The 25,074-nt window shown below is 57.2% G+C and carries 32 protein-coding genes; 18 read left to right on the forward strand and 14 right to left on the reverse strand.

Going from position 1 to position 25,074, the window contains the following annotated elements; translation table 11 throughout:
- Positions 1-29: 29 nt before the first annotated feature.
- From HNQ64_RS13770 to glgX, 3 genes are all read right to left on the reverse strand, one after another.
- Positions 30-890, reverse strand: coding sequence for an ABC transporter ATP-binding protein (locus HNQ64_RS13770; protein WP_184209548.1), 861 nt, complete (start codon positions 888-890; stop codon positions 30-32).
- On the reverse strand, positions 887-1,294 hold the full coding sequence (locus HNQ64_RS13775) for a GntR family transcriptional regulator (protein ID WP_184209549.1): 408 nt from the start codon (positions 1,292-1,294) through the stop codon (positions 887-889). The genes HNQ64_RS13770 and HNQ64_RS13775 overlap by 4 nt, the downstream gene beginning before the upstream one ends.
- 158 nt (positions 1,295-1,452) lie before the next feature.
- Entirely contained in the window at positions 1,453-3,564 is a 2,112-nt protein-coding gene (gene glgX, locus HNQ64_RS13780; protein WP_246431051.1) for a glycogen debranching protein GlgX, read from the reverse strand.
- 223 nt (positions 3,565-3,787) lie between these two features.
- On the opposite strand from glgX, the gene rseP reads away from it, so the two are divergent.
- Positions 3,788-5,296: an RIP metalloprotease RseP gene (gene rseP / locus HNQ64_RS13785; protein ID WP_184209551.1), complete on the forward strand. Its 1,509-nt coding sequence runs from the start codon at positions 3,788-3,790 to the stop codon at positions 5,294-5,296.
- Between the two features lie 60 nt (positions 5,297-5,356).
- Here rseP and HNQ64_RS13790 read toward each other — a convergent pair whose 3' ends face one another.
- Entirely contained in the window at positions 5,357-5,755 is a 399-nt protein-coding gene (locus HNQ64_RS13790; protein WP_184209552.1) for a molybdopterin synthase catalytic subunit, read from the reverse strand.
- 98 nt (positions 5,756-5,853) lie between these two features.
- Here HNQ64_RS13790 and HNQ64_RS13795 point away from each other — a divergent pair, with 98 nt between their 5' ends.
- The 4 genes from HNQ64_RS13795 (at position 5,854) to HNQ64_RS13810 (ending at position 8,885) form a co-directional block, all read left to right on the forward strand.
- The gene (locus HNQ64_RS13795) at positions 5,854-6,234 is read left to right on the forward strand and encodes a globin domain-containing protein (protein WP_184209553.1); all 381 of its coding nucleotides are present in this window, start codon (positions 5,854-5,856) and stop codon (positions 6,232-6,234) included.
- A 26-nt stretch (positions 6,235-6,260) separates the two neighbouring features.
- Positions 6,261-7,199: a 2-hydroxyacid dehydrogenase gene (locus HNQ64_RS13800; protein ID WP_184209554.1), complete on the forward strand. Its 939-nt coding sequence runs from the start codon at positions 6,261-6,263 to the stop codon at positions 7,197-7,199.
- A gap of 89 nt (positions 7,200-7,288) precedes the next feature.
- Entirely contained in the window at positions 7,289-7,807 is a 519-nt protein-coding gene (locus tag HNQ64_RS13805) for a dihydrofolate reductase (protein WP_184209555.1), read from the forward strand.
- Between the two features lie 187 nt (positions 7,808-7,994).
- Entirely contained in the window at positions 7,995-8,885 is an 891-nt protein-coding gene (locus tag HNQ64_RS13810; protein WP_184209556.1) for a prepilin-type N-terminal cleavage/methylation domain-containing protein, read from the forward strand.
- Between the two features lie 724 nt (positions 8,886-9,609).
- On the opposite strand, the gene HNQ64_RS13815 is transcribed toward HNQ64_RS13810, so the two are convergent.
- Entirely contained in the window at positions 9,610-10,581 is a 972-nt protein-coding gene (locus tag HNQ64_RS13815) for an NYN domain-containing protein (RefSeq protein WP_184209557.1), read from the reverse strand.
- A 142-nt stretch (positions 10,582-10,723) separates the two neighbouring features.
- Between HNQ64_RS13815 and hisC the strand changes: the two genes are divergently transcribed.
- The 3 genes from hisC to HNQ64_RS13830 all read left to right on the forward strand — a co-directional run bounded on the left by hisC (position 10,724) and on the right by HNQ64_RS13830 (position 12,614).
- Positions 10,724-11,821 carry a histidinol-phosphate transaminase gene (hisC, locus tag HNQ64_RS13820; RefSeq protein WP_184209558.1) on the forward strand — a complete coding sequence of 366 codons (1,098 nt, stop codon included), beginning with the start codon at positions 10,724-10,726 and terminating at the stop codon, positions 11,819-11,821.
- Between the two features lie 86 nt (positions 11,822-11,907).
- Positions 11,908-12,369 carry an SRPBCC family protein gene (locus tag HNQ64_RS13825; protein ID WP_184209559.1) on the forward strand — a complete coding sequence of 154 codons (462 nt, stop codon included), beginning with the start codon at positions 11,908-11,910 and terminating at the stop codon, positions 12,367-12,369.
- Between the two features lie 62 nt (positions 12,370-12,431).
- Positions 12,432-12,614, forward strand: a complete 183-nt coding sequence (locus tag HNQ64_RS13830; protein WP_184209560.1) for a CPXCG motif-containing cysteine-rich protein — start codon at positions 12,432-12,434, stop codon at positions 12,612-12,614.
- An 18-nt stretch (positions 12,615-12,632) separates the two neighbouring features.
- On the opposite strand, the gene HNQ64_RS13835 is transcribed toward HNQ64_RS13830, so the two are convergent.
- From HNQ64_RS13835 to HNQ64_RS13870, 8 genes are all read right to left on the reverse strand, one after another.
- Positions 12,633-13,097 carry a RidA family protein gene (locus HNQ64_RS13835; RefSeq protein ID WP_184209561.1) on the reverse strand — a complete coding sequence of 155 codons (465 nt, stop codon included), beginning with the start codon at positions 13,095-13,097 and terminating at the stop codon, positions 12,633-12,635.
- Between the two features lie 71 nt (positions 13,098-13,168).
- Positions 13,169-13,318: a hypothetical protein gene (locus tag HNQ64_RS13840; protein ID WP_184209562.1), complete on the reverse strand. Its 150-nt coding sequence runs from the start codon at positions 13,316-13,318 to the stop codon at positions 13,169-13,171.
- Between the two features lie 31 nt (positions 13,319-13,349).
- Entirely contained in the window at positions 13,350-13,928 is a 579-nt protein-coding gene (pgsA, locus tag HNQ64_RS13845) for a CDP-diacylglycerol--glycerol-3-phosphate 3-phosphatidyltransferase (protein WP_184209563.1), read from the reverse strand.
- A gap of 86 nt (positions 13,929-14,014) precedes the next feature.
- Positions 14,015-14,590, reverse strand: coding sequence for an RNA polymerase sigma factor (locus HNQ64_RS13850; protein WP_184209564.1), 576 nt, complete (start codon positions 14,588-14,590; stop codon positions 14,015-14,017).
- Entirely contained in the window at positions 14,587-15,060 is a 474-nt protein-coding gene (locus tag HNQ64_RS13855; protein WP_184209565.1) for a hypothetical protein, read from the reverse strand. Before HNQ64_RS13855 ends, HNQ64_RS13850 begins: the two co-directional genes overlap by 4 nt.
- A gap of 3 nt (positions 15,061-15,063) precedes the next feature.
- A complete protein-coding gene (locus HNQ64_RS13860; protein WP_184209566.1) occupies positions 15,064-15,369 on the reverse strand; it encodes a hypothetical protein in 306 nt (101 codons plus the stop codon).
- A 53-nt stretch (positions 15,370-15,422) separates the two neighbouring features.
- Positions 15,423-15,674, reverse strand: a complete 252-nt coding sequence (locus tag HNQ64_RS13865; protein WP_184209567.1) for a hypothetical protein — start codon at positions 15,672-15,674, stop codon at positions 15,423-15,425.
- Between the two features lie 94 nt (positions 15,675-15,768).
- Positions 15,769-16,647: a hypothetical protein gene (locus HNQ64_RS13870; RefSeq protein ID WP_184209568.1), complete on the reverse strand. Its 879-nt coding sequence runs from the start codon at positions 16,645-16,647 to the stop codon at positions 15,769-15,771.
- A 34-nt stretch (positions 16,648-16,681) separates the two neighbouring features.
- On the opposite strand from HNQ64_RS13870, the gene HNQ64_RS13875 reads away from it, so the two are divergent.
- From HNQ64_RS13875 to HNQ64_RS13920, 10 genes are all read left to right on the forward strand, one after another.
- Positions 16,682-17,005, forward strand: a complete 324-nt coding sequence (locus tag HNQ64_RS13875) for a hypothetical protein (RefSeq protein ID WP_221305453.1) — start codon at positions 16,682-16,684, stop codon at positions 17,003-17,005.
- A gap of 23 nt (positions 17,006-17,028) precedes the next feature.
- Positions 17,029-17,745 (forward strand): zeta toxin family protein, encoded by a 717-nt coding sequence (locus HNQ64_RS13880; protein ID WP_221305454.1) that lies wholly within the window; start codon positions 17,029-17,031, stop codon positions 17,743-17,745.
- Between the two features lie 89 nt (positions 17,746-17,834).
- Positions 17,835-20,576: an ATP-dependent DNA ligase gene (locus HNQ64_RS13885; RefSeq protein WP_184209572.1), complete on the forward strand. Its 2,742-nt coding sequence runs from the start codon at positions 17,835-17,837 to the stop codon at positions 20,574-20,576.
- A 184-nt stretch (positions 20,577-20,760) separates the two neighbouring features.
- Positions 20,761-20,979 carry a hypothetical protein gene (locus tag HNQ64_RS13890; RefSeq protein ID WP_184209573.1) on the forward strand — a complete coding sequence of 73 codons (219 nt, stop codon included), beginning with the start codon at positions 20,761-20,763 and terminating at the stop codon, positions 20,977-20,979.
- Positions 20,980-20,990: 11 nt separating this feature from the next.
- Complete coding sequence (locus HNQ64_RS13895; RefSeq protein WP_184209779.1) at positions 20,991-21,545, forward strand: ECF-type sigma factor; 555 nt, start codon at positions 20,991-20,993, stop codon at positions 21,543-21,545.
- 147 nt (positions 21,546-21,692) lie between these two features.
- Positions 21,693-22,727, forward strand: a complete 1,035-nt coding sequence (locus HNQ64_RS13900) for a TraR/DksA family transcriptional regulator (protein WP_184209575.1) — start codon at positions 21,693-21,695, stop codon at positions 22,725-22,727.
- A gap of 23 nt (positions 22,728-22,750) precedes the next feature.
- Positions 22,751-22,924, forward strand: a complete 174-nt coding sequence (gene rpmG / locus HNQ64_RS13905; protein ID WP_184209577.1) for a 50S ribosomal protein L33 — start codon at positions 22,751-22,753, stop codon at positions 22,922-22,924.
- An 18-nt stretch (positions 22,925-22,942) separates the two neighbouring features.
- Positions 22,943-23,182: a 30S ribosomal protein S18 gene (gene rpsR / locus HNQ64_RS13910; RefSeq protein ID WP_133795417.1), complete on the forward strand. Its 240-nt coding sequence runs from the start codon at positions 22,943-22,945 to the stop codon at positions 23,180-23,182.
- Positions 23,183-23,265: 83 nt separating this feature from the next.
- Positions 23,266-24,057, forward strand: coding sequence for a GTP cyclohydrolase FolE2 (folE2, locus tag HNQ64_RS13915; protein ID WP_184209579.1), 792 nt, complete (start codon positions 23,266-23,268; stop codon positions 24,055-24,057).
- 205 nt (positions 24,058-24,262) lie between these two features.
- Positions 24,263-24,514: a hypothetical protein gene (locus tag HNQ64_RS13920; RefSeq protein ID WP_184209581.1), complete on the forward strand. Its 252-nt coding sequence runs from the start codon at positions 24,263-24,265 to the stop codon at positions 24,512-24,514.
- Positions 24,515-24,521: 7 nt separating this feature from the next.
- Here the strand turns inward: HNQ64_RS13920 and HNQ64_RS13925 are convergent, their stop codons facing one another.
- The gene (locus HNQ64_RS13925) at positions 24,522-24,926 is read right to left on the reverse strand and encodes a glycine zipper domain-containing protein (RefSeq protein ID WP_184209583.1); all 405 of its coding nucleotides are present in this window, start codon (positions 24,924-24,926) and stop codon (positions 24,522-24,524) included.
- Positions 24,927-25,074: the final 148 nt, after the last annotated feature.

The raw sequence follows: 25,074 nt of genomic DNA on the forward strand, positions 1-25,074 counted from the left end.
GCTGCGAGATGATTTAGGGCGGGGCTGTGCTAGCTGGTCAGGGCTAGAAATAACTCTTCCAAAGTCAGGGCTTGGCTGCGGAGGTTTTGTGCGCCGTGGCTCACCAGTCGAGTCAAAGGGAGGACCTGCGTATCCACGATGGCTCGGCATCGTGAGCCTTCCTGAGCAAGGATGGTTAGGCCTGGAATTTGGATCGGGAGTCCGCCTTCATACTCCACCTGCAAATGTCGCTCCATCAGTTCAGCCGTAGGACCTTCCAGCAGCAGCCGGCCCCGGTGCAAAACACTCACATGATCTGCGAATCGCTCCAGGTCAGTGATTTGGTGGGAGGATAGCAGGACGGTGCGTGCATCGTCTCTCACGATGGCGAGAAGCTCTGAAAAGAGAGCCTTTTTCGCGTGAGCATCCAGGCCCGTGGTGGGCTCATCCAAAACCAGGAAATCGGGGCGCCAAGCCATCGCTAACAGGAGGGCCAATTTCATCCGTCCCCCGAACGAGAGAGTGGCGATACGATCTCCCTCACTCAGGCCAAAAGACTGCATGAGCCGGGTGGCAAGCCCCTCATCCCAGCCGGGGTGAAAGCCGCGAACGAAGCGTATGGCACGCCCCACTTTGCCCCAAGAGACATAGCTAAGGTCAGGCCCAGCGTAGGCCGTGCGTTGTTTGATGGCTACTTCGTCTTGCCGGTGGTCCCGCCCACTCACGCGGATGCTTCCTGCATCTGGCATGCCGATGCCGAAGATCTGGTCTAACAAGGTGGTTTTCCCGGCTCCATTGGGGCCGATCAGGCCGTAAATCACGCCGCTAGGCACCGTGAGGTGGATGGGCCCGAGGGCAAAGCGTGCATAGCGTTTTTCCAGAGCTGTAATGACGAGGGCGGGTGGGTTCATGGCTGGCGTGCGTTGAGGATTTCCTGAAATAGCTGATGAATCTCGGGACCAGTGAGGCCGGCTTCGATGGCCTCCTGGTAAGCCTGGGAGAGAAGGGCGCGGGCTTGATCGAGTTTGACTTCTCGGGAGCGATCTTGCCCACGGGCTGCCACAAACGTGCCGAGCCCTTGCCTGCGATAGACGATGCCTTCGCGCTCCAGTTCTTCATAAGCGCGCTTCACGGTGATCACACTCACCAGCAATTCCTCTGCTAACTGGCGAAACGAGGGCAGCGGAGCATCGGCCACCAGCTTGCCTTCGCTAATCACCCGCTTGAGGCCAGTGACGATCTGTTCATACAGGGTTCCCGGTGCTGCGGGTGAGATGGGCGGCAGTAGCAGCTTGATGGAAACGGGTGAAGGCATGATTACTGTGTATATTAAATATACACAGTAATGTTATGCAACATCAAATTGCCAGTGGAAGCAAAAAACAGCTTTGGGCGGTATGAGGGAGAAGCGCAGTCTTACAAGACTTGCAGCCATGGGCTCAAGTCACGGTGCAACTCACATGGAGGTTCTTTTCAGCAGTGAGCTCCCACCAGTGCTGGCCCCTCATTGAGCCGCAGGCAGACCAGCGTGCTGGCTTTGATCTGAAAGGCGACCCCGCCTTCGATGAGACGGGAATCTGCCTCTAAAAACCCAGCGGGTAAGCTGGTATCGAAAACCACGCTCCACAGGGTCTCTTCGCTGCCGGGCAGGAGGAATTTTTGGGGGAGTTCTCCACGATTGAATAACAACAAGAGGGGTGGTGAACCATCCATCAAAGCACCAAAGAAAGCGCGCTTAGGGTCATGCCATTCTTCATGGCAGAGCAGGCTGGCATCTCCCTCCAGCCAAGTCACATCGGCCAGGCCTGTAGTGGGGTTCATGACCCCGTCAAAATATTGGGTGCGGCGCAGGCTGGAGAATTCTTTGCGCAGAGCGATGATGCGGCGGGTGAAGTCCAGCATGGCCTCATCGCAGGTGCTCCAGTCTAACCAACTGAGCTCATTGTCTTGGCAGTAGGCGTTGTTGTTGCCCTTTTGCGTGCGGCCGCGTTCATCCCCAGCATTGATAAAAGGCACACCGATGGAGGTCATCAGGGTGGCCATCAGACTGCGGCGCAGGCGTGCGCGGAGGTTCAGCACCCGGTAGTCTTGCGTGGGGCCTTCCACCCCGCAGCTCACGCTGTGGTTGGCATTGTCGCCATCGCGGTTGTCCTCACCGTTGGCCTCATTGTGCTTGCTGGCGTAGCTGACGAGGTCCAGCAGGGTGAAGCCATCGTGACTGGTGAGGAAATTGATGCTACTGAGAGCAGGCCGGAGATTCCAGGCGAAGACGTCCTGGCTGCCGCAGAAACGTTTGGCAAAGTCGGCCGTGGAGCCCTCATCACCGGCCCAAAATTTACGCACGGCATCTCGATACTTGCCATTCAGTTCACGCCAAGGCTCGGGAAAGCCGCCGACTTGATAGCTATCCATGCGGAAGATATCCCAAGGCTCGGCGATGAGCTTGACCTGTGACAAGATGGGGTCCTGCGCCACAGCGGCGAGGAATTGACTGTTGGCATCAAAGTTGTCGTGTTGATCACGAGCCACCGTCACAGCCAAGTCAAAACGAAAGCCATCCACATGCATCTCGGTTACCCAGTAGCGTAGGCTATCCAAAATGAGACGAAGGGCAGGCGGGGTAGCCGAATCCACCGCATTGCCGCAGCCAGTGATGTTGATGTAATTGGAACCGTGTTCGTCGAAGGTGTGGCGGTAGTACATGCGGTCATCCAGGCCACGAAACATCAGTGTAGGCCCGCGTTCATCCCCTTCCGCAGTGTGGTTATAAACCACGTCCAGGATGACCTCCAAACCTGCCGCGTGGAGGGCGCGCACCATTTCCTTGAACTCGCGGACTTGCTCACTCGGATCTTGGGCTGCGGCATATTCAGCGTGAGGGGCGAAGAAGCCGACGGTGTTGTATCCCCAGTAATTGGTGAGGCCTTTTTCCAGCAAAAATTGATCGTCCAGATGCTGATGCACAGGCAGCAGTTGCAGACTGGTCACACCCAGATTTTTGAGGTAAGCGATGACGGCAGGGTGGCCTAGGCCCGCATAGGTCCCGCGCAAAGCTGGCGGCACATCAGGGTGCTTTTGAGTGAAGCCTTTGACATGCAGTTCATAAAGAATCGTGTCCTGCCAGGGGAGGCGGGGCAGACGATCTCCCTGCCAGTCGAAAGAAGTTTCCACGACAGCGGATTTCAGGGCCTCGGCTCCATTGTCATAGGCTCCGGGGTAAGTGCCAGGTCCAGTGCCGCCAAGCATACCGGTTCGCCCATCTGGCTGCCCCACGATGGCGAGGGCGTAGGGATCTAGCAGCAGTTTGCGGGGATTGAATCTGAGTGCGCGGTCAGGGATCCAGGGGCCATGGGCGCGGTAGCCGTAGAGCTGCCCTGCCTTCACTCCAGGGACGAAGGCACACCAGAGATCGCATTCACCGCGCCGCATCCGCACACGGCCTATTTCGAGGCTGGGCTGAACCGTCGAATAGAGGCATAGATCTACCTGAGTGGCGTGACGTGAAAAGACACAGAAGAGCGCACCTTCAGGGGTGAGGGTGACTCCAGGGCGTGCGGGCCCCGCAATGGCTGGGTCAGAAGACATGGTTCTCATGCCATGGAGCAAGGCGCGGGCCGCCGCATGAGGTATTTCAGGATTGTGTGATTTCCGCCGTGCACGCATGAGAAAAGAAATTCGCAGGTCGGACTCAGGGTGGACGGGAAGCTTTGGAATAACCAGAATTTTACCATTGGCTGATTGCCCTTGTCATGTGGGGTGTTAGCTTTCCGTCTCTGCGCCGTGGTGGCGCGTATAGCTTTCAGTTCTTATGCAATGGCTCTCTTCTTTAGGCGTCGTCGGTGAAGTTCTCCGCATCATCATCCTCATTTTTGAGGTGTTGCTGGTGTTTAACCTCATGATCCTCGTCCACGAATGGGGGCATTTTTTAGCGGCCCGCTGGCGTGGGCTGAAGGTGGAGGCCTTCCAGATTTGGTTCGGTAAACCCCTGTGGAAAAAGACCATCAATGGGGTGCAGTACGGCCTGGGCAGCATCCCCGCAGGTGGTTTTGTGAAACTGCCTCAAATGGCACCCATGGGCGCGATCGAGGGCGAATCTTCCTCGGATGAGCCGCTTCCTCCCATCACGCCGATGGATAAGATCATCGTCGCTTTTGCGGGCCCCTTATTCAGTTTCGGTCTGGCTTGTCTTTTTGCCCTCCTCGTCAGCGTGCTGGGTAAGCCCCAGTCGGAACCCTTTGTCACCACAACCATCGGTTACGTGGCGAAGGATAGCCCTGCGGCTAAGACAGGCTTGAAGCCGGGGGACATCATCCAGGCGATTGACGGCCAGCCGATCCGCCGCTTTGAGGGTTTTGTAGATAGCGTGCGCTGGGGTGTCATCGCCAGTGAAGGCAGTGAAATTCAGTTCCAGGTGGAGCGTCCCGGTGAAGGCGTGAAAACCGTCGCCGTGGGTGCCAAATGGCCAGACCCGGACAAGAAACCCAGCGCCTGGTGGATGGGCCTTTTCGAGCGGCCTGTGCTGCGTGAAGTCGGCATCATGGGCAAAGAAACCCCTATGGTGGGCAATGTGCAGGAAAACAGCCCGGCTGCTGAAGCGGGCCTTCAGCCCAATGATGAACTGCTGAGTGTGGATGGACAGCCTCTTTTGAGCCGCATCTGGTTTGCTGAATACCTGGAGACTAAGCCCGGACAGCCCGTGCAGGTGATCGTCCGTCGCAAAGACAAAACGACCCTGCAAAGCAGTGAGCTAACCCTCACTCTGACACCCCGTGTGCCAGACCAGCGGCCACCGGAATACAATCGTCCCATGGTGGGTATCGAGTGGCATGCCACGGGCGAGCGTAAACTGGCCTATCCACCCGTGTCTGAGCAGGTTTCTGACGCCGCGCGCAGCATGTTCAGCATGATCAGCAAACTGGTCTCTGGAAACTCCGACATCAGCCCCGCGCACATGAGTGGCCCGGTGGGCATCGGCCGGGTGTATTACAATCTCCTTCAAGATCCCGCCGCGCTCCTACAGATCTTGTGGTTCAGCGTCGTCTTAAACATCAACCTGGCCATCATGAACATGCTGCCATTTCCCGTGTTGGATGGCGGGCACATCACCATGGCCATCGCGGAAGGTCTGCGCCGCAAGCCCCTGCATTCGCGAGCCCTGGAGTGGGTGCAGACCGCCTGTGCGCTCACGCTCTTTGGCTTCATCTTCTTCGTGACGTTCAAGGACTTGGGAGATATTTTCATTGGGGGCAATAAAAAGCCCAACCCCGCTCAGGAACTGAAGTGGCTGCCGAAAGACCAGCGGCCGGAAGTCAAGTAGTGGGCTCTTTGACGGATGCCTCACTTGAAAAAGTGAGGCGTTCCGGCTCCCCACAGGTCTTCACACGGGCTCTGTGTTTGTTTCCTGAAACACCGGACGTTTCCAGATGGGAACGCGGGTTTTGATCTCCTTCAGATACCAACGGCAAAGGTCAAAAGCTGCCGCACTGTGACGTGTGCGCACCCAGATGAGAATGGAGGGGGCTTCTGCAGCGACAAAACCCAGCCGATGCTGAATGTAGGCCTCATGCGGCCCGTGCTGCTCCCGGCCCTGAGCCATTAGCTCCCCTAGCAATCGTTCTGCCATGGGAAGGTAAGCGGTGTAATCAATGCCGGAGATCGTGAGTCCCTCTTCCTCCCCGCGCACCACCCCTAGAAAGCGCACCTCAGCCCCTAGCCCTGGGCCAAAAGGACTGGTCGTGTCTGGAATAGGGTCAGCCGATAAAAGAAACGGAGGCATGGGAGTTAAGAGGAGCGTGCTGCGGTCTTCTTTACTCGGACATTGTTCAAAATCCATCCCAGGCTGGAAAAGAGCGCGTGGCTGGCCATCTGTGATCCATGGACCCTGTGGCCAATCTTTATCACGACCTCGGCGAAGACCGTTTGCGCCAACTTGTGGCTGCCTTTTATCGGCGGGTTCGGGGGGATGACCTCATCGGCCCCATGTACCCGCCTGAGGACTGGGAAGGATCTGAAAAGCGCTTGGCCGATTTCCTAATTTATCGCTTTGGCGGGCCGCAGACGTATCTGGAAGAACGCGGGCACCCTCGGTTGCGGGGTCGGCACATGCCTTTCAGCATTGGTTTGGCAGAGCGTGACCGTTGGTTAGATCTCATGGGAGCGTCCATGAGAGAGGTGGAAATGCCCGTGGAACACGTCCCCACCGTAGCCGCCTTTTTTGCCCAAATCGCCGACTTCATGCGCAATCGGCCTGACTGATCCAGCTCCATTCCTTCGATTCTACCATGTCTCTGCCTGCCGTTCTGCTTTTAGCCCCGCTGCCTGAGTTTTTACTCCAGCCTCTGCGTCAGGTTTGCACCTGCCACGACTATTTTCATGCGGCAGATCCCGCTGCTCTCCTTGCCGAGGTAGGTCCTGAGATCCGGGCCATTGCCATGGGCGGCGGCAGTCTGGCCCCCATTTCGCTTCTCCAGCAGTTGCCCGCTCTGGAGATCCTCAGCGTTTTTGGCGTGGGGTATGACGGAGTGCCTCTTGCCTACTGCCAGGAGCGCGGTCTCCGTGTGACGAATACCCCCGATGTGCTGACGGATGATGTGGCAGACATCGCCATGGCCCTGGTGCTGATGACCAGCCGTCGTCTGGGGGAGGCGGAGCGTTTTGCCCGCGCCGGGCAGTGGCCGCAGGGGAGCTTCCCCTTAGCCCATGCACTGCGCGGAAAGCGGGCTGGCATTGTGGGCCTGGGGCGCATTGGTAAGGCCATCGCTCAGCGGCTCAGCGCTCATGGTCTTTCCATCTCTTACTATGGACGCCATGCCCAGGCGGTGGACTACCGTTTTGAGCCCAACCTGCACGCCCTCGCGGCGGAGGTGGATTTTCTCATTGTCGCCTGTCCGGGTGGGGAAGGGACACGTCACCTGATTGATGCCTCCGTGCTGGCTGCCTTGGGGGCTTCTGGCACGCTGATCAACATCGCCCGTGGCAGTATCGTGGATGAGGTCGCTCTAATCTCTGCGCTCGAGCAGGGGACCATCCGAACGGCGGGTCTGGACGTGTTTGAAAATGAGCCGCACCTTCCTCCAGCGCTGTGCCAGCATGAAAAGGTCGTGTTACTGCCTCATCTCGGCAGTGGCACGCATGAGGCACGCCTTGCCATGGCCCAGCTTTGCGTGGGAAATCTGGCCGCCCACTTTGCTGGCCAACCCTTGCTCACTCCGGTCATTTGAGGGGTTGAAATGAAGAAATGAGGGCAAAAAGCTCTTTTTAAGGAGACTCGGCTTCTTGAAGTTCATCCGTCTGGGGTGCATATTTCAAGATGCCCCCGCTGTTGACGCTGATTGCTGCCGTTTCCTCGGACGGATTCATTTCTCGTGGCCAGGGGGTGCCGTGGGATCTGCCCAAAGATCGCGCTCACTTTCGTGCTTACACCCATGGCAAATGGTTGCTGCTGGGACGGCGCACGTATGAGGAAATGCTGGGCTGGTTTACAGATCACCACCCACTGGTGCTTTCGCGCCAGCAGGCATTCATCCCTTTTTTAGGCGAGCGAGTTTCGACGGTGGAGGAGGCGCTGCACGTGGCGGAAAAGGCCCGCAGTGCCGAATTGGTAGTCTGTGGAGGGGCAGGAACTTACACGGCCGCCATGCCGTTGGCGGATCGCCTCATCATCACGCATGTGGAGGACCGTCTCGGCAGTGGGGTGGCTTTTCCCGCATTTTCCCGCGAGGATTGGGAGCCTATCTCCAGGAAGATTTGTGAGCCCGATGAGACGCATGCCCAGGGATTTGCCATCGTGACCTACCAGCGGGTCAGGCATTACCGAAAGGCGGCGTAGCCGACACCGAAGGTGACAAAAAAGTGACTCTTTCAGAGCACCATTCAGGGCCCTAAGCGCAATCGGAACGCTGGGCCAAAATTTTTCTCGCTTTTCAATCGCTGGGTCTGTCTAATCACGATGTGCGAAGGTTTTTTCAGCCTTCGGACGCATACATCATAATCCAAACCATAAACGCACTACTACCATGAAAAGAGCACTCCAACGAGGTTTCACCCTCATTGAACTCCTGGTGGTGATCACCATCATCGCGATCATCGCGAGTTTGGCGGTCCCCACATACAACCTCATCACCGTGAAGGCCAACCAGATGAAAGGGTCCAGCAACTGCCGCCAGATCATCGGCCTTCTGCTGACCTACGCTTCGGACAACAACGGCCTGTATCCGGACTCCGTCACGAACCCGACCACGGGCAGCGTGCCGCTGACCTCCAACGATGCTTTCCGCGCCCTCGTGCAGGAAGGTCTCGTGCAGGACGAAACCATCTTCGGCTGCCCAGGCAGCCGTTTCATGCCTGACAAAAACATCGGTATCGCACCGACGTTTGACCAGGCTCTGACCGCTGGTGAAAACCATTGGGCCATGACTCAGGGGCAGTCCAACACCAGCTCCAGCATCATGCCGATCGTGTTTGAAAACCCAGCCGCTGCTGGTTGGCCTCCACAGTGGAACTGCGATGCCGCTGGCAAACCTGTTCCCGGCCGTGCCTGGCAGGGTGGTACCGTCATCATTGGCAAAAACGACGCCAGTGTTGAAACCGTCAAGCTCATGTCCGCTCAGGGCGCTTCCGTGGGACCAAAACTCCTCGGCAGTGGCTTTGACATGTTCACCATGGCTAGCCCGAATACCCCTCAGCAGATCCTGAACATCGTGGTCTCTGGCTCCGGCAGCTTTCAGGACATTCCTGGAGCAGGCGGTCTGCCACAGGCTCCTGGTTACGGTGGCCTTCCTCCAGCCCCAGGTGCTGGTGGTCTGCCAGCCCTTCCAGGCGCAGGTGCCCCAGCCGGTCTGCCAGCCCTCCCAGGTGCTCCTGGTGCAGGCGGTCTGCCTACCCTTCCAGGTGCTCCTCAGCAGTAATTCGCTGAAGCTACCCGGTTGATTAAAATTACAACGCCGTCTGGAGTCATCCAGACGGCGTTTTTGTTGGGCGGGAGAGTATGGTAGATTCGTTCTTTCCATTGTAGGGCGGTGTGTGTCCGGCGTCTTCCGCGTGTTTGTCTCTCCCGCTTCGTCGCCGGATTACCCGCCTTCTTTGAAGGTGAAGTTTTTTTGGGGTTCATCGCTTGAAGGTATCAATCGGGTCGGGAGGAAAAAGGGCACCGTCAAAGCAAGGCGGATAATCCGGCGATGGGGTGGAAGAGCTTCGACGTTTTTTTGCGCCGGACACATCCGCCCTACTCACGGGGATGCGTGCTTTGGAGACCCGTGGAGAGATGATCGCGTCTAACCAAAAGGGTGGCGGGCGATACAAAGCCAAAGTAGCCAGAGCTTTAGCTCGCGCAGACTCCATTTTGGATTCGGTGTGTTAGGGCCAGCGCGGAGGACGGAACCTCGTTGAGGTTCGACTTCAGTGGAGACGTTTACGGTCTCATACCCAGGGTTGTGCCAACCCTGGGCTGAAAGACATAAGCCCTTTGGGCTTGTGAGCGACGGGCGCTTTCAGCATTCAAAGTTTATGACACTAGGCTGTAATGCATAAGCCCTTTGGGCTTGAGGACGGACAGGCTTCTCAACATCCAAGATTCGCGGCATTGTGCCTGAAAGATGCAAGCCCTTCGAGCATGGGGAACGATGAGGTGTTTTAACCCTCCAAGGTCTCGCCATTTTCATGAGCTTCACTGGCCTCAATGACCGCGCCTGGTCGCACTCGGTAACCGCCGGAGCGATCATCAAAGACGAGGTCGAGGAGCCCGCGTTTCCCCGCAGCCTCCAGCAGTGCATTGAAGGAGCGGAAACCATGAAAACGCTCGCTAAACTGGGGTGCGCGGCGTTTCAGGGTTTCCTTCACTTTCCAGCCCCAGACGCCTTGGTCACCGCCTTGCTCGCCGATGAGGTCATCCACGGTGGCCATCAGCATTTCGATGGCTTTTTCAGGGTCGCCGGCGGGTTTTGGTTCGGCAGGCGCGCGGGGTTCAGTGGGAGCTTGAGCCCCTGTCGCAGCAGACCGAGGTTGGCGGCCACCCCGGCCTGTCGGGGCGGGGGCGGGCTCCGGTTTGGCCTCTCCGCTGGAGCGGGGCTCAGTGCCATTCGCGGGCAATGGGGCGCGTGGCAGGCGGGTGCTCCGGCGTTTTTGCTGCTCACGGACGAGGTCATCGTAAAAGATGAATTCATCGCAGTTGCCAATGAAGAGGTCGCTGGTGGAGTTTTTCACACCCACGCCGATGACGGTCTTGTTATTTTCCCGCAGCTTGCTGACGAGTGGAGAAAAGTCTGAGTCCCCACTGACCACGACGAAGGTATCCACGTGGGCTTTGGTGTAGCAAAGGTCCAGGGCGTCCACCACCATGCGGATGTCCGCACTGTTTTTACCCGACATGCGCACGTGGGGGATCTCGATGAGCTCAAAGGCGGCCTCATGCATCGCCTTTTTGAATTCGCGGTAACGCTCCCAGTCACAGTAGGCTTTCTTCACTACGATGCTGCCTTTGACCAGCAACCGCTCCAACACCTTGCCCATGTCAAACTTGTCATACTTCGCATCCCTGACCCCGAGGGCCAAGTTTTCAAAGTCACAAAAGACTGCCATCGTGTGAGTCCGCTCTGGATTGCGCATGCATGCAGCGTCACGGCGGAGGGGGGAAAGGTCAAGAGAGGGGTGGGGAGAATGGGCGGGGATGTTTCCCACGGCTCTGCGACACAGACTTGCCAGCAGGCGTATCTCAGGCGAATACCTCAGCCTCCCAACCCCGACCCTCATGTCCATCTGGAATTACGCCAACCCGCAGCTCAAAGACCTCGTCGCCTACGAACCAGGAAAGCCGATCGAAGACGTCGCGCGCGAGCGTGGCTTGCGGCCTGAAGACATCATCAAGATGGCTTCCAATGAGAACCCCCTGGGCCCTTCCCCCAAGGCCATCGCTGCCATGGAGGAAGCGGTGAAAGAAGTGCACATCTACCCGGATGGAGCTTCCTACAAACTGCGCAATGCCCTGGCGGATAAGTTCGGCCTGGAGATGGGAAACATCATCATCGGCTGTGGCAGCAATGAGATCATCGAGTTCATCGGTCACGCTTTCTTGCAGCCGGGAGATAACATCATCACAGCCAAGCACGCCTTTGTGGTTTATAAACTCATGGCCAAGGTTTTCGGGGCCGAGACCATCGAAATCGAAGACCCAGGTTTCGTGCATGATCTGGATGCGATGGCTGCTGCTATCACCCCTCGGACGAAGAAGATCTTCATTGCCAATCCCAATAACCCCACGGGTACTTTGGTCACTCAAGAGGCGATTGACCGCTTCATGGATAAAGTTCCCCCGCATGTGGTGGTGGTCTTTGACGAGGCCTATTATGAATTCCTCGATACCCCACCGGACACGCTGAAGTATGTGCGCGAAGGCCGGAATGTGGTGATCCTGCGCACCTTTTCGAAAATCCAGGGGCTGGCAGGAACCCGTGTCGGTTACGGCATCGGGAACAAAGAGTTGATTGATGTGCTGCAGCGCACGCGCCAGCCGTTCAATGTGAATTCCGTGGCCCAGGCCGGTGCCCTGGCGGGGCTGCTGGATCAGGAGCATCAGGATAAAACCAAGGCCATCACGGATGAAGGCCGCGCTTACCTCCAGGCTGAGTTCGCGGCGATGGGGCTGGAATACATCCCGAGTTTTGCCAATTTCGTCCTCGTCAAAGTGGGAGATGGCAATGCGGTGTTCAAAGCCATGATGGACAAAGGCATCATCCTGCGCGCGATGGCCTCTTATAAACTACCGGAATGGATCCGCGTCTCCGTAGGCACGATGCCGCAGAATGAGCGCTGCATCGCCGAGCTGAAAGCGCTTCTCGGAAAGGCTTGATGGGTAGGCCCGTGCCTAACCAGTGAGAAAAAAAAGGCGGTTTAACTTCCTCTGCCCAGAAGGAGTTAAGCCGCGTAATGCATGGCATGCATCTTCGTGAGTTCCGCCAGAGCCAGGTCCTACCCATCCCCGTGGAGGAGGCCTGGGCTTTTTTTTCCAATCCGGCGAATCTCAATGAGATCACCCCTCCAGACATGCGTTTTCAGACAGTGGGTGGGGACTTATCTCCCGTGCATGTGGGACAGTTGATTTGGTATCGCCTGCAACTGGCTCCATTCATTTACCGCACTTGGGTCACGGAGATCAAGCTGGTGGTCCCGGGTGAATGTTTTGTGGATGAGCAGCGTTTTGGCCCCTACAAACTTTGGTATCATCGGCACAGTTTCAAAAAGCTCTCTGAGACGCACACGGAAGTGAGTGACCACGTGGTCTATGCCCTGCCTTTCTGGCCGTTCAGCGAGGTCGCTCACGCCCTTTATGTCCAGCCGATGCATGAGAAAGTCTTCCGCTATCGCCAGCAGGAACTCGTGCGTCGTTTCGGCTCTTGAAGGTGTGGTTTGAGCCTGTTTCGTTCGCGAATTTTCTCCAAACTCCGACATCATTTGTCCCTATGCACACGGTCCCTGTTACCTGCCCCTCTTGTTTTGAGGAGTTCGAAGTCCCTGCTCCTTTCGTCACTGAGACTCCTTGTGATGTGGACTACGACTGCGAGGTCTGCTGCCGGCCGATGCGCATCGCCTTTGAGGAAGAGGATGATGAAGTGGTGGGCATGGCCTATGGCCTCAATGATTGAGCCAAGCCCCGCGCTCGTTCAAGAATGCAGCTCAAAGATGCCCTCGATCTCCACAGCGATCTGGCCTGGTAAAGACCCCATGCCGACCGCACTGCGGGCACCGATGCCATTTTCCTCGCCCCAGACCTGGGCAAAGAGTTCACTGCAGCCGTTGATGACCTTCGGGTGATCGGAAAACTCAGGGGTAGAGTTCACCATGCCCAGGAGTTTGACCACGCGCTTGATGCGGTCCAGGCTGCCCAGTTCTTTTTGCAACGTGGCCAGCATGGCCAGTCCCGTCTGGCGGGCCGCTGCGTGGGCCTCAGCGAGGTCCAGGTCTTCCCCCACACGCCCACGGATCATCCCTCCATCGGCCAAATAGGGACCGTGACCCGAGAGATAGGCCACCTGGCCGACAACCACGACAGGCTTATAAATCCCTCCCTTGGGGGGCGCTGGCGGTAGGGTGATGTTCAGGGCAGTGAGTTGGGCTTCGGCGGACATTTATCGAATTTAACGGAAGCGGGGTAGGATCTCAAGATCACAATCCCAAACGCCGATGAAGGGGAGTGTCATCACTCTTCTCTTTCCCGCAGCAATTTCACGATCTGCGGATCTGGGCTATCTTCATCGCCTTGCGTATTCCCACGCCACAGTTCAGCGGCTAGGATGAGTTGCTCATCAGAACTCAGATGGGCTAAAGCCGGAATGGATTCGATAACCATACCTCAAAATCTACCATGCCTTGGCGTTCTGTCACGCGTCGTTGAACAAATGCCTGTTCTTCCAAAAGTAGCTGAATCCTGAAGCGAGGGTCAAGGTCGTGGTAAAGTAAATGATGAAACCACCCACCCAGTCATGAATGACGGAGGGAGCAAAAACGGGGGCTAGAAAAGCAAAGATGGGTTCGCGTGAAGCCGCGCTGAGCATGAAGTACAGCACGGTGATGATCTGCCAGACCATTTTGTGTTTGCCCAGCTTTTCCGCAGCGAGGACGGCACCCTGACCAGCGGCGATTTGGCGGATGCCCGTGACGAAAAATTCGCGCGAGAGGATGGCGATGGTGATCCAGGAGGGGATCGTCTTATCCACTGAAAGCAGGATGAAGGCCGCAGCGATGAGGATCTTATCCGCGAGGGGATCGAAGAGCTTGCCAAAGTTCGTCACCAGATTGCGCGCGCGGGCAATGTTGCCATCCAGATAATCGGTAAAACTAGCGATGCCGAAGATGATGACGGCGATGGAATAGGCATTTGCCCAGGGCAGATAAAAACAAGCCACAAAAAACCCTGTGAGCACGAGGCGTGAGAGGGTGAGTTGATTGGGCAGGTTCATGAAAGTGGGCGGACTTCTTTTGTTACCGGGGAATGTCCCCCCCTGTCAATGAGAGGCTGCGGTTTGTGACGGAAACGTTGAAGCCATCACTCTTGCTTCAGCCAGGGGAGCAAAAGTTCCTTGAGCTGTTTACGCGCGCGGTAAAGTCGCATTTCCACCACTTTTTCCGTGGTGTTCATGATCTCGGCAATCTCAGCGTGAGACAGGCCTTCGTAGGTGGAAAGGATGAGGGGCTCCTTGTAATCTTGAGGAAGCTTTAAAATGGCTTCTCGGACGGCCTCGGCACGCTCTTGCCGTTCCAGGCTGTGGCACGGGGTGGGAAGCTCACATTGAAGTGGTAGATCAGATACCTGTGAAGGTTCCAAAAGGGTCACCGGGTGGCGTTTTTGCCAGCGCAGTTGGTTGCGCGCGAGGTTGGTCGCGATGGCAAAGAGCCAGGTGGAAAACTTTTGGTTGGGGCGATAACGCTGCCGATGTTTGTAAACGCGAACGAAAGTCTCCTGGGCGAGGTCACAGGCGGTGGTGTGACTGCCGGTAAGACGGTGCAAATAGGCGATGAGGCGCGCATTCCAGCGGCGCATCAGGACATTTAAGGCCGGGTCATTGCCTCCGGCCAGGGCGATTAAGAGATGTTTGTCTTCGTCGTCCTCAGGGGTTGTCATTGAAGCGGCGTGACCTGGGAGCGCAGTTTTTGCAGCTCGGGCGGATTGATGACTTCAGGGAGGATGTCTTTCAGAAAACGCTCGCCCTGAACGGAGGGCATGAGGGCAGCCACGTTCTTTAAATGCTGGACCATGTTTTCCAGGCAGTTTTCACAGACCGCCTTTTCGCGCTTGAGCGCGGCAGAGGGGGTTTCTTTTGACTGCGGCGTGCGGCTCCGCTGGATGAGGGGCCGGTGTGCCCGTTCCATGGTGGCGCACATCTCATCGCAGCGGACGAAGTAGTCCTGATGCAGGGCGGCGATCTTTTCATAAGCCTCCTGGGGGATGTCGTATTCCGCCCGCAGCCACTCCAGCCCGATCTGCCGTGGAGAGGGTGGCACGGGGCGGAGGTGGATCACTACCTCGTGTGCGGTGTAGGCCAGGAGAATGACCGCTAAGGCCATGAAAAAGAGCTTTTCCCGGATCTTCATGCCTCAGTGGGATGCGAGATGGAGTGAGGCAAAAGGACTGATGGAGCGCACGTAGGCTTCATGAGGATTCAGCCGTGGCGGGCGTGTCTCCACCCACGCGACCGTGGCACCGATGAGGATGGAGGCTGCGGTGGCGATAAGCCAGCCACGGGGCTGAACGAGAAAACTCGTGAGTTTTTCCCAGGTGGTGGGCTCGCCCTCATTCGTGGCGATGCGTGCCCATACCTCCCTCTGAAAGGAGCTGGGAACCTCCCCATGCACCTGCCACTGCGACAGCAGCTCGTCGAGGGGATCGTCGGGTGTGTTCATGGCAGGTGTGGGGTGGTGATCAAACAAGTCGGCTCAGTGCTTGGCGCAAGCGCTCAGCGCACATAGCTCGCTTGCAGGCCGGTTTTGCTCGCGATGGGGGATGGGGAGTGATGATAACGAACCTGGCCCGAAGGACCCGAAGGAGTCTGCGCTTTGGTGTCGGTCCAACTGATGCCCGTTTTGTTATGAATCGGGATCGGGGAGGTGTGGTAGCGGCGGCCGCCCGAGTCTGTGTTCGGGGTGGAGCAGCTCACTCCAGTCATCATCAGGGCTGCAGCAGCAAAGGTGAGGGTCAGTTTCTTCATGGTTATAGTTAGGTGGTTTAGGTTGGTTGAAGCCGCTGGTTGGTGCGTCTTCTTCCGGTGCTACCCCGCTGCCTTGCCGACCCCTCAAAGTTTTTTATTTTTTCTCGAGTACCTTGTGAAGCCAGTCGCGAGCCTGCTGGCGCAGGGGGATGTCACGAAGGGTCCAGGCATCGCTGTGATTCCGGTAGGGAAGGGGGGCGAAGGTCCAGTTTCCCATGATGCCAGTGCTCCGCAGCCAAGCCTCCGTTTCAGCCGTGCTGCCTTCGTGGCTGATGAACTGCGGCCTGCCCTGGAGGCGTTTCAGCCTCACCAGCGCCGCATCACGATCTGCCCCTCCATAGGGCCAACTTGTTCTGACGCCATCGTAGTGACTGTGGCATAAAAAGCCGCACCACTGACGGGCGATCTCATCATCATGCAGACCGATGTAATTGCAGGCGATGCTGCCGCGCGAAAAGCCACATAGCAGGACGCGTTTCGGATCCCCGTGGTAGCGTGCTAGCGTCTCTTTTAGTGTGGCTAGGCAGTAGCGTTTCGTTTCCTCCACATCTCCCCACCACTTGGGCGCATTTTGCCAAGTGCCCTCAACTTTTTCCAAGTAAGGCAGGCAGAGCCAAAGGCACCCACGCCCCGCTGTGAGGCCGTAGCCCAGACGGCTGCCCTCCACGCTGCCGTCGCTGACATCGCCATACTTGTTCTGGTAACCGCCATTGCCGGCATATTCAACGATGACGGGCCAGTCGCGGTCTGGCTGCCAATCAGTAGGCAGGTAAAGCACATGATGCACTTGAGTTCCTTCCCAGCCAGCGGTGGTCTGGCGCACGCGGAGGCCCGCCGCTGGGGCACCAGTCTGTATGGCAGGTACTTCCAAATCCACTGCAACGCTGCTGAGATCTGGCAGGGCAGTGGCCTGTGTAGCCAGTAGAGGCGAAAGTAGGATGTTGAAGACTATCCCCAGGCGAACGCTATTCATGAGGGTCTTCTAAACGTGGAAGAAATGGGTTCCCATGCGCCACTCGAATTATTTTAACGTCTTGAAACGGGGCGTGTTGAGGCAGGAGTTGCCTGCGAGACACTTTCATCGTAAAGTCAAATCCAAGATCATGGTAGATTCAGAACAAGCCCTTGATTACCTGGAGCAGCAGATTCCCAGCTTATCCGCAGCAGCGGTGGATGTGGCCTACTGGCAGGCGCTGGCATCAGGGCAGGCGGTGCTGGTACGAGAAGAAGGCGGTATTTATCAAGCTTTCCCCGATGGAACGCGTAAGCTGATAAAAGTGCTGGAAGCCCCGTTAAGTGTGCCCATAGGGACTCGTGTGCGCTTGCCATGAGCCGTTGCATTCCTCGGTTACGAATGTTTGCTGGTCCGAATGGTTCCGGTAAAAGCACCATCAAAAGCTTGCTGCCAGAAAAGTTATTGGGTGTTTATCTAAATCCAGATGAGATCGAGGCGGGCATTATAGCGACTGGATTTTTAGATACTAAAGCCTATGGAGTTAAGACGAGCGTTGAAGAGATTCTTCCTTTTTTTGCTCGCTCCGTCTTGCTGAAAAAAGCCGGACTGGATGGCGAAGTGTGCAATCTTCGTTTTGAAGATGATAAGCTGATTTTTAAAGGTGTGTCGGTGAATGCTTATTTTGCTTCTGTTTGTGCAGATTTTCTACGGCAGAGGTTGCTGGAAAGCGGTGTGTCATTCTCTTTTGAGACCGTGATGTCTTCTCCTGATAAAGTGGCATTGCTACAACAGGCCCAAATCAGGGGTTATAAAACCTACCTCTATTACATCGCGACAGATGATCCCGCTATCAATGTGGCACGTGTGAAGGCAAGAGTGAATCTAGGTGGGCATGATGTTCCAGAAGATAAGATCGTCAGCCGTTATTCGCGTTCATTAGATCTGTTGTTAAATGCGGTGAGATTTACCAATCGTGCTTATCTTTTCGATAATTCAAGGCATGGGGGAGATCATCTCTGGGTGGCGGAGATTACAGAAGGCCAGGATCTTGAAATCAAATGCGATCCTTTGCCGCATTGGTTCCAACACTCCGTTTGGGATAAGATCCAACATTAGCATAGAAACCTCACCTGGACGGACTTTGGACTTCAATGCGGCATTTCGGGGGCCTCAAGTGATCGTGCAGAGCCGTATCCTTTTGCCTCATGCCTCCTCTTCTCACTGTCACTCATCGCAAGGGCATTTACCTGCCTGAGGCAGATCTATGGCTGGACCCTCACTTCAGCGTGGAACGTGCCTTTATCTCGCATGCTCACAGTGACCATGTGGCGCGGCATGCAGTGACCTTTGCTTCAGAATTGACCTTGGAACTCATGCGGGCGCGTTATGGGGTGAAGGAGAGCAGCACGTTTCATCCGTTGCCCATGAGGGAAGTCTTTGAGTGGGAAGGCTGGCAGATGCGGCTTTTCCCTGCCGGGCACATCGTCGGCTCGGCCATGCTGCATCTCACCCGCCTCAGCGATGGGGCGACCCTGCTATACACCGGCGATTACAAACTGCGCCAGGGCTTGAGCTCTGAGCGCTGTGAGCTGCTGCCAGCGGATACGCTGATCATGGAGACCACCTTTGGCCTGCCGCAGTTTCACTTTCCGCCCACGGCAGAAATCGTGGCGTCCATGCTCAAATGGGTGCGGGAAACTCTGGATGAAGGGCACATTCCTGTTTTGTTGGGTTATTCGTTAGGCAAGGCGCAAGAGATCCTTTGTGCTTTGGGTGAGGCAGGCCTTCCTGTCATGGTCCACAAATCCATTTTGGAGATGACGACGGTGGTGGCTCCCTTGCTGGGGCAGTTGCCCACTTATCGGTTGTTTGATGCTGCCGAGGCCCGCGGCCATGTGTTACTTTTCCCTCCCAGTGGGGCCCGCAGCCAGGCCATCCGCAAGCTGAAGGTGTGCCGCACGGCCATGCTCAGCGGCTGGGCCATGCAGTCCGGGGCGAAGTATCGCTACCAAGTGGATGAAGTATTCCCGCTGAGTGACCACGCTGACTATCCGGAACTATTAGAGACGGTGGCCACGGTGAAGCCGCGCCGGGTTTATCTGGTACATGGTTACACCCAGGAATTCGCCGCAGATCTCCGTGCTCGGGGGTATGAGGCGTGGACGCTGGAGCGAGCAGATCAGTTGGAGATTCCGCTGGAGACTGCTCCTCGCCCTTCGTTAGAGGAGCCTCCATCCTCCTCTGCTGCCGAGCCTCCAGAAAAACCGGACCAATTGGCCCGCTGGGCGCAGGTCTGTTCCCAGGCCGCAGCAGAGTCATCACGATTGAAAAAAGTGGCGCTGCTGGCGGATTATTTACGCGCGCTGGCAGAGCCTGCCGATCTCGCTTTGGCGGTCCGGTATTGCGCAGGCCTACTCTTTGACCCCGCTGCGGGTGAAGGTCCCTTGAACACGGGTTGGGCCATCATCCGGCGTGCTTTGCAGGAGCTTTCCGGGCTGAGTGATGCGGAGTATCGAACGCTCTCTCGCAGCCAGGCAGATGCTGGCCGCACCGCCTACCTGGTCCTCAGCCGGGCCTTGTCGAAGAACCCAACCATGGCTGCTCCCCAGTCTTTGGATCTTCAGGCCACGGATGCGCTCTTCCGCTCCTTGCGGGCCGCGCGGGGCCCTGCGCCAAAGACGCAGCGACTGCGGGAGGCGCTGGCCACCCTCAGTCCCCACACGGGGTCCTGGCTGGTGCGTTTGATGACGGGGGAATTGCGCATGGGGTCCAAAGAAGGCCTCATTGAAGAAGCGGTGGCTGCGGCCTTCGCTCAACCTGCTGAAGCGGTGCGTGAGGCGGCCATGCTGAGCGGCGATATCGGCCATGCGGCCACCCTCGCGCGTGAGGCTCGTCTGCATGAGGCCGCCCCCAGGCCGCATGTTCCGATCAAGGTCATGTTGGCTTCTCCTGAAGAAACGGCAGCGGATATTTGGCAGCGCTTGATCAGAGATGAAAAGGCAGCGGAGGCTACCTCTGCGCATTCCGTCTGGCTGGAGGATAAATACGATGGCATCCGCGCCCAACTGCACGTCAGCGGTGGTCGGGTGGAGATTTACACACGGGATTTAAAGCCCATCGGCCTCCAGTTTCCAGAGGTCATGCAGGCCGCGCAGGGGATAAGCGCGGAAGTGATTTTGGATGGGGAGATCATCGCCTATGCTGAGGATAAAAAACTTTCGTTTTTTGATTTGCAAAAGCGGTTAGGCCGTCGGGATCAAGCCGACCTTTTTTTGCCCAGCGATATCAGTGTCAGGTATGTCGTGTTTGATCTCCTTTGGCTCAATGGGCGGCCCTTGCTCGATCAATCGCTTGAGTCCCGGCGCGTGGCTTTGGAAGGCTTGGTTCTGCCTACTGGCCTCACCTTGATTGAGGTGCAGCGTGTCACTTCGACGGTGGAGATTGAGGCTGCGTTTATGGCAGCACGGCGTCGAAATAATGAAGGCCTCATCGCCAAAGATCCCGCCAGCGTGTATAGCCCTGGGCGGCGCGGCAAGTCCTGGCTCAAGCTCAAAAAAGCGTTCGCGACTCTGGATGTCGTCGTGGTGAAGGCGGAACAAGGCAGTGGCAAACGCAGCCATGTGCTCAGTGATTACACCTTTGCCGTGCGGGATGAGCACTCGGCCCTACGTGTCATCGGCAAGGCCTACTCGGGCCTCACGGATGTGGAGATCGAGACACTCACTGAGCATTTCACCGCTACGACCTTGAGTCAGAAAGGCCGTGTCCGCACCGTCATTCCAGACACGGTCTTGGAGATCGCCTTTGATTCCATCCAGCCAAGTGACCGTCATGACAGTGGGCTGTCGCTGAGGTTTCCTCGCATCAAAGCCATCCGCACGGACAAGAGGCCTGAAGAAATAGATACCTTGGCTTATGCGAGAAAACTCGCAGGGGTGGCCTCATGAAGTGGGGTAGAGGAAAGGGGCCGTAAAAAATGTCCGGGCATGATCCGGTTGGGGAAAAGACTGCGCATGTGAGGAGTATGAAACTTTCTTCCTCCCCCCTTCCTCCCGCATTGATGCGGGATCTACTCACCAGTCTGCTTTTACTCTCCCTAGCCCTCGGGGGAGGGGGCTCGCGGGTTTGGCCATGGAGGCCAAGCCAGGTGGCAGCACGCAGATGCGTTTGCTCATCGTGTTGCTGGTGCATCCCTTTGCCATGGCGGCGTGGTTATTCTGTGGATTGCCCGGTTTGGCGCTGGCGCTGAAAAGTCTCCTGGATGCACTTCAGCAACGCCATGTTTTAGCGCTGGTGTTAAGCACGAGCTTGATGGCTTTGAGCTTGGTATGCGCCACGATGTGGATTTGAATGATCTCGCCATGAACCCGATTACCCTTCTCCTCCAATCTTGTCAGCAGGGGGATGTTTCAGCGCCTAACCAACTTTTGATTGAAGTCTATGCTGAGTTAAGGCGGCTGGCTGCCGCTAAAATGGCACGGGAATTGCCCGGCCAGACTTTGCAGGCCACGGCTCTCGTTCATGAAGCTTGGCTGCGTCTTGGAGATGCCAACTTTCAGAATCGGGCGCACTTCTTTGCGGCTGCTGCGGAGGCCATGCGACGCATTTTGATTGATCGCGCACGGAAGCGCAAAGCCGTGCGCCATGGGGCGGGGCAGGTGCACGTGGAGTTAGAAGAAGAACTCCAAATAGCAGCTCCTGCACTCCTGGATGACGAGATCCTGTCCGTGCATGAAGCGTTGGATAAGTTAGCTGCCGAAGATGCGCGCAAAGCGGAACTCGTGAAACTGCATTATTTTGTGGGTCTCACCTTTGCTGAAGCGGCGGAAGTTTTGGGCATTTCAGAGCCTACGGCCAAGCGGGATTGGGCCTACGCCAGGGCTTGGTTGCACCGGGAGATCACGGCCACCCGCTGAATTTCGCCTGTTCTTGCGGGCCTAGAGCAAATTCTAAGAGGGAATTCCGGTTGCCATTTTTGGTAAAGCACATCACTATCCGCGCCTCTTTTCCGCTGTCGTCCTAGATCGCGGAACTCTGCGAACCAACGCCTAACCTCACGAGCCATGCCTGCGAAAAAGAAGCCAGCGCCCAAAGCTCCGGCCAAACCTGCGACTAAAGCCCCTGCCAAACCTGCCCCTAAAGCGCAGGTGAAGGCTGCCCAACCCGCACCCAAACCATCGGCAAAACCCGTGACGAAGGCTGCGAAACCCGCGCCCCAGAAATCTCCCCCTGTGAAGAAAGCCCCTGCTAAAACTGCCAAGACCCCTGCTGCCAAAAAAGCGGCGGAGACCCCTGTTGCTAAAAAAGCCGCTCCTAAAGCTGCCGAGCCAGCCAAGAAAGCTGCCCCAGCCAAAGCAGAAGTGGTGAAGCCAGCCCCTGCAGATAAAAAAGCTGCCCCAGCTCCAAAGGCCGAGAAAGCGGCCCCGGCTCCGAAGGCGGAGAAAGCAGCTCCAGCGCCGAAGGCAGAAAAAGCCGCGCCTGCCAAAGCCAAGCCTGCCCCGCCTACGCCAAAGATCACGAATGTACGCCGCATGGGCCGTGCTGAAGATGAAGGCATCACCATGGACACCCCGCCGAAGAAGCCTGTGCTCCCGGCCGCTTTCCTGAAGCGCATGCGCCAGCGCTTGGTGGAACTACGTGACGCCTACCTCAACTCCGCTGAAGGTGTGACGGCTGAAAGCCTCCGTGGTGGTGAAGGGGGCGATTCTTCCGCCTTCGGCATGCACCAGGCTGATGCGGGCAGCGATGCCTATGACCGCGACTTCGCCCTCAGCCTTCTGGCCAAGGAGCAGGACGCCATCTACGAAATCAATGAAGCCCTCAAGCGCATTGACGCGGGCATGTACGGCATCTGCGAGATGTCCGGTGAAACCATTCCTGAAGAGCGTCTGGAGGCCCTGCCCTTCACACGTTTCACGGTGAGCTGCCAGGAACGCCTGGAGCGTGAGCAGCGTAGCGGTCGCTGGAACCGCCCTGTGCGCTCCCTGTTTGGCCTCGATGAGTCCGGCGACGACGCCGATGACGACCGCGATGAAGAGGAGAGCAGCACGACTTCTAACAGCAATAGTAATGAGTCGCTTGACTTCAGCAAAGAGTAGTCTAGCATTCCACCCCCAATTTTATGGCACGCGAAATCATCATCCTAGAATGCACGGAAGCAAAGGCGGAGGGCATGCCCACGTCCCGCTACGTCAGCACTCGCAACAAAAAAAGCCCCCGCACTCCGGGCCGTCTTGAGAAAGTGAAGTTCAATCATTTCCTCAAGCGTCGCACCCTGCACCGCGAGATCCGCTAATCCGCTGCCGTCACCGTCATGCAACCCAAGACTACTGAACGCCTCATCTCCCTCCGCAAGAACAACCGCCGGATGCCCCGCCGTCGGATGGACATCCCGGTTGAGAAGCTGATTTACACCAATCCTGAGCTTCTTTCCCGTTTCCTGACGGAGACTGGCAAGCTGATCCCACGCCGCACCACCGGTCTGCCAGCCTGGCTGCACCGCAAAGTGACGCGTGAAGTCAAGCGTGCCCGCGCAGTGAACCTTCTGCCCTGAGCAGCTACCTGGCGGTGCTATTAATTCTTTCCCACTGTTGCTAACTGCGGCAGTGGGAAATTTTGTTTCGTTTATTCTCTCCGATGCCCAATCTCAAAGACACTCAAAACGAGCGGGACGACCGCAAAATCGCGATTGACCGCGTCGGCGTCAAAAATCTGCGCTTTCCCCTGCGCATTCGCGACCGTGACCAGTCTCAGCAGCACACCGTCGCTACGGTGACCATGGCGGTGGACCTGCCTCATCAATACAAGGGCACTCACATGAGCCGCTTTGTGGAGATCCTCCATGCACATGGCCGTGAACTGACGGTGGCCAGCATCGCTGCCATGCCAAAGGAGCTGCTAGCCCGCCTCAATGCGCGCAAAGCTCATGTGGAAATGCGGTTCCCCTACTTCCGCGCCAAGCGTGCCCCCATCACCAAGGCCGAAGGGCTGCTGGACTATGGTGTCATTTTTGAGGTCAATGCCGAAGGAGAAGAAATTGACTACGTCGTCACCGTCGAGGTGCCCGTCACCACCCTCTGCCCTTGCTCCAAGGCCATCAGCGAACGTGGCGCGCACAATCAGCGTGGTGTGGTCACCCTTTCGGTGAGATTCCGCCAGCCCATCTGGATTGAGGACCTCATCGAACTCGTCGAAGCCAGCGCCAGCAGCCAGCTCTACAGCGTGCTCAAGCGTCCCGATGAAAAATACGTCACCGAGGCGGCTTATGACAACCCCGTCTTCGTGGAAGATCTGGTGCGCAGCGTGGCCCAGAAGGCTAGCAGCCACAAAAAAATCCGTTGGTTCCGCGTGGAGGCCGAAAATTTCGAGTCCATCCACAATCACAATGCCTGGGCCGTCATCGAGAGCACGAACAAAGCGGAGGCTTAGTTCTCTCAAAGAAGGGCGCGTTCAACTTCGGGGCTTACCTGCGAGAGCAAGTAAGCCCCGCTGGATGTAAGGGGACCCACCCTAAAGTCCGTGGTAAACCATTCGCACAGATACGGCTGCATTTTATGTCTCTAGCAGTCTGTGCATGATGGGTTTACGAGCATCTGTATCTGGTGCAGAGGCCGTGCGGCTCTAGGGTGGTGGCATGCACTTGGAACTCTTTTTAGCCGCCATCAGCCGTGAAGATTTGTACCCTTTTAAAATCTTGGCTTGGCTAGGCATCGCAGGCACATTGGCGCTCGGGGGCTATTTTTGGAAGCACCAGACCCGTCTTTTCGGGTTCGATGAAGAGATCCCCAGCGATACGAGTGGTGGCCGTGACTATGGGCGCATGCAGACCTGGGTGCTGTGGTGGGGCATGTTGATCGTCTTTGCCTTTTTTGGCCTGGCGCTCTAAGTTTCTTTTACCAGCAACTGCCGTAGCCATAACCGCCGCCAAAGGCGGGACCGCAGGGGTAGCCCCCGCCATAGTAGCCTCCCCCGCCGTAAAAGCTGCTGCGGCGGTAGTAGCGCGGTCCGTAGTCTGCCCGCGTGGGGTAGTAGGCAGGCTGGCGGTAGCCATAATAGTGATCTTGATTCGCCCCCAGGGCAGACCCCGCCAGGGCACCTAGCACCCCGCCGATGGCGGCCCCCTCCAGAGGGCGGCCACTTTGATTCCCCACGATGGCACCCAGCGTACCTCCGCCAATGGCCCCCACCACGGCTCCATTTCGCTCCCCAGGCCCCGGATACGGGGTAACGCAGGAACTGAGGCCGCTGGTGAGCCCCAACAAAGTAATGAGGGCGAGGTGACGAAGGGAAGTTTTCATGGCGTTAGCGGTGAAAGCAAATTTCGAAAAGGCGACTGCGATGGAGGATACGCAGCTCTGACGCATGCAGTGCGGCGAGTATTCAAAAAAGAAAATGTGGGAAACGCGAATGCCTAAGAGAGCTGGCGATATGAATTTTGCAGACCCT

Origin of the sequence: Prosthecobacter dejongeii (genome assembly GCF_014203045.1) — a bacterium.
Lineage (GTDB): Bacteria > Verrucomicrobiota > Verrucomicrobiia > Verrucomicrobiales > Verrucomicrobiaceae > Prosthecobacter > Prosthecobacter dejongeii.

What these genes read in the sequence shown, in the direction of transcription:
- HNQ64_RS13890 (WP_184209573.1), top strand. Translation starts at nt 20,761, where the DNA reads ATGGAGGCCAAGCCAGGTGGCAGCACGCAGATGCGTTTGCTCATCGTG.
- HNQ64_RS13810 (WP_184209556.1), top strand. Translation starts at nt 7,995, where the DNA reads ATGAAAAGAGCACTCCAACGAGGTTTCACCCTCATTGAACTCCTGGTG.
- rseP (WP_184209551.1), top strand. Translation starts at nt 3,788, where the DNA reads ATGCAATGGCTCTCTTCTTTAGGCGTCGTCGGTGAAGTTCTCCGCATC.
- HNQ64_RS13830 (WP_184209560.1), top strand. Translation starts at nt 12,432, where the DNA reads ATGCACACGGTCCCTGTTACCTGCCCCTCTTGTTTTGAGGAGTTCGAA.
- HNQ64_RS13825 (WP_184209559.1), top strand. Translation starts at nt 11,908, where the DNA reads ATGCATCTTCGTGAGTTCCGCCAGAGCCAGGTCCTACCCATCCCCGTG.
- HNQ64_RS13920 (WP_184209581.1), top strand. Translation starts at nt 24,263, where the DNA reads ATGCACTTGGAACTCTTTTTAGCCGCCATCAGCCGTGAAGATTTGTAC.
- HNQ64_RS13775 (WP_184209549.1), bottom strand. Translation starts at nt 1,294, where the DNA reads ATGCCTTCACCCGTTTCCATCAAGCTGCTACTGCCGCCCATCTCACCC.
- HNQ64_RS13870 (WP_184209568.1), bottom strand. Translation starts at nt 16,647, where the DNA reads ATGAATAGCGTTCGCCTGGGGATAGTCTTCAACATCCTACTTTCGCCT.
- HNQ64_RS13885 (WP_184209572.1), top strand. Translation starts at nt 17,835, where the DNA reads ATGCCTCCTCTTCTCACTGTCACTCATCGCAAGGGCATTTACCTGCCT.
- HNQ64_RS13800 (WP_184209554.1), top strand. Translation starts at nt 6,261, where the DNA reads ATGTCTCTGCCTGCCGTTCTGCTTTTAGCCCCGCTGCCTGAGTTTTTA.
- HNQ64_RS13900 (WP_184209575.1), top strand. Translation starts at nt 21,693, where the DNA reads ATGCCTGCGAAAAAGAAGCCAGCGCCCAAAGCTCCGGCCAAACCTGCG.
- HNQ64_RS13860 (WP_184209566.1), bottom strand. Translation starts at nt 15,369, where the DNA reads ATGAACACACCCGACGATCCCCTCGACGAGCTGCTGTCGCAGTGGCAG.
- HNQ64_RS13895 (WP_184209779.1), top strand. Translation starts at nt 20,991, where the DNA reads ATGAACCCGATTACCCTTCTCCTCCAATCTTGTCAGCAGGGGGATGTT.
- HNQ64_RS13790 (WP_184209552.1), bottom strand. Translation starts at nt 5,755, where the DNA reads ATGCCTCCGTTTCTTTTATCGGCTGACCCTATTCCAGACACGACCAGT.
- HNQ64_RS13770 (WP_184209548.1), bottom strand. Translation starts at nt 890, where the DNA reads ATGAACCCACCCGCCCTCGTCATTACAGCTCTGGAAAAACGCTATGCA.
- hisC (WP_184209558.1), top strand. Translation starts at nt 10,724, where the DNA reads ATGTCCATCTGGAATTACGCCAACCCGCAGCTCAAAGACCTCGTCGCC.
- folE2 (WP_184209579.1), top strand. Translation starts at nt 23,266, where the DNA reads ATGCCCAATCTCAAAGACACTCAAAACGAGCGGGACGACCGCAAAATC.
- HNQ64_RS13805 (WP_184209555.1), top strand. Translation starts at nt 7,289, where the DNA reads ATGCCCCCGCTGTTGACGCTGATTGCTGCCGTTTCCTCGGACGGATTC.
- rpsR (WP_133795417.1), top strand. Translation starts at nt 22,943, where the DNA reads ATGCAACCCAAGACTACTGAACGCCTCATCTCCCTCCGCAAGAACAAC.
- glgX (WP_246431051.1), bottom strand. Translation starts at nt 3,564, where the DNA reads ATGTCTTCTGACCCAGCCATTGCGGGGCCCGCACGCCCTGGAGTCACC.
- HNQ64_RS13855 (WP_184209565.1), bottom strand. Translation starts at nt 15,060, where the DNA reads ATGAAGATCCGGGAAAAGCTCTTTTTCATGGCCTTAGCGGTCATTCTC.
- HNQ64_RS13875 (WP_221305453.1), top strand. Translation starts at nt 16,682, where the DNA reads ATGCGCCACTCGAATTATTTTAACGTCTTGAAACGGGGCGTGTTGAGG.
- HNQ64_RS13880 (WP_221305454.1), top strand. Translation starts at nt 17,029, where the DNA reads ATGTTTGCTGGTCCGAATGGTTCCGGTAAAAGCACCATCAAAAGCTTG.
- HNQ64_RS13795 (WP_184209553.1), top strand. Translation starts at nt 5,854, where the DNA reads ATGGACCCTGTGGCCAATCTTTATCACGACCTCGGCGAAGACCGTTTG.
- rpmG (WP_184209577.1), top strand. Translation starts at nt 22,751, where the DNA reads ATGGCACGCGAAATCATCATCCTAGAATGCACGGAAGCAAAGGCGGAG.
- HNQ64_RS13850 (WP_184209564.1), bottom strand. Translation starts at nt 14,590, where the DNA reads ATGACAACCCCTGAGGACGACGAAGACAAACATCTCTTAATCGCCCTG.
- HNQ64_RS13840 (WP_184209562.1), bottom strand. Translation starts at nt 13,318, where the DNA reads ATGGTTATCGAATCCATTCCGGCTTTAGCCCATCTGAGTTCTGATGAG.
- HNQ64_RS13865 (WP_184209567.1), bottom strand. Translation starts at nt 15,674, where the DNA reads ATGAAGAAACTGACCCTCACCTTTGCTGCTGCAGCCCTGATGATGACT.
- HNQ64_RS13925 (WP_184209583.1), bottom strand. Translation starts at nt 24,926, where the DNA reads ATGAAAACTTCCCTTCGTCACCTCGCCCTCATTACTTTGTTGGGGCTC.
- HNQ64_RS13815 (WP_184209557.1), bottom strand. Translation starts at nt 10,581, where the DNA reads ATGCGCAATCCAGAGCGGACTCACACGATGGCAGTCTTTTGTGACTTT.
- HNQ64_RS13835 (WP_184209561.1), bottom strand. Translation starts at nt 13,097, where the DNA reads ATGTCCGCCGAAGCCCAACTCACTGCCCTGAACATCACCCTACCGCCA.
- pgsA (WP_184209563.1), bottom strand. Translation starts at nt 13,928, where the DNA reads ATGAACCTGCCCAATCAACTCACCCTCTCACGCCTCGTGCTCACAGGG.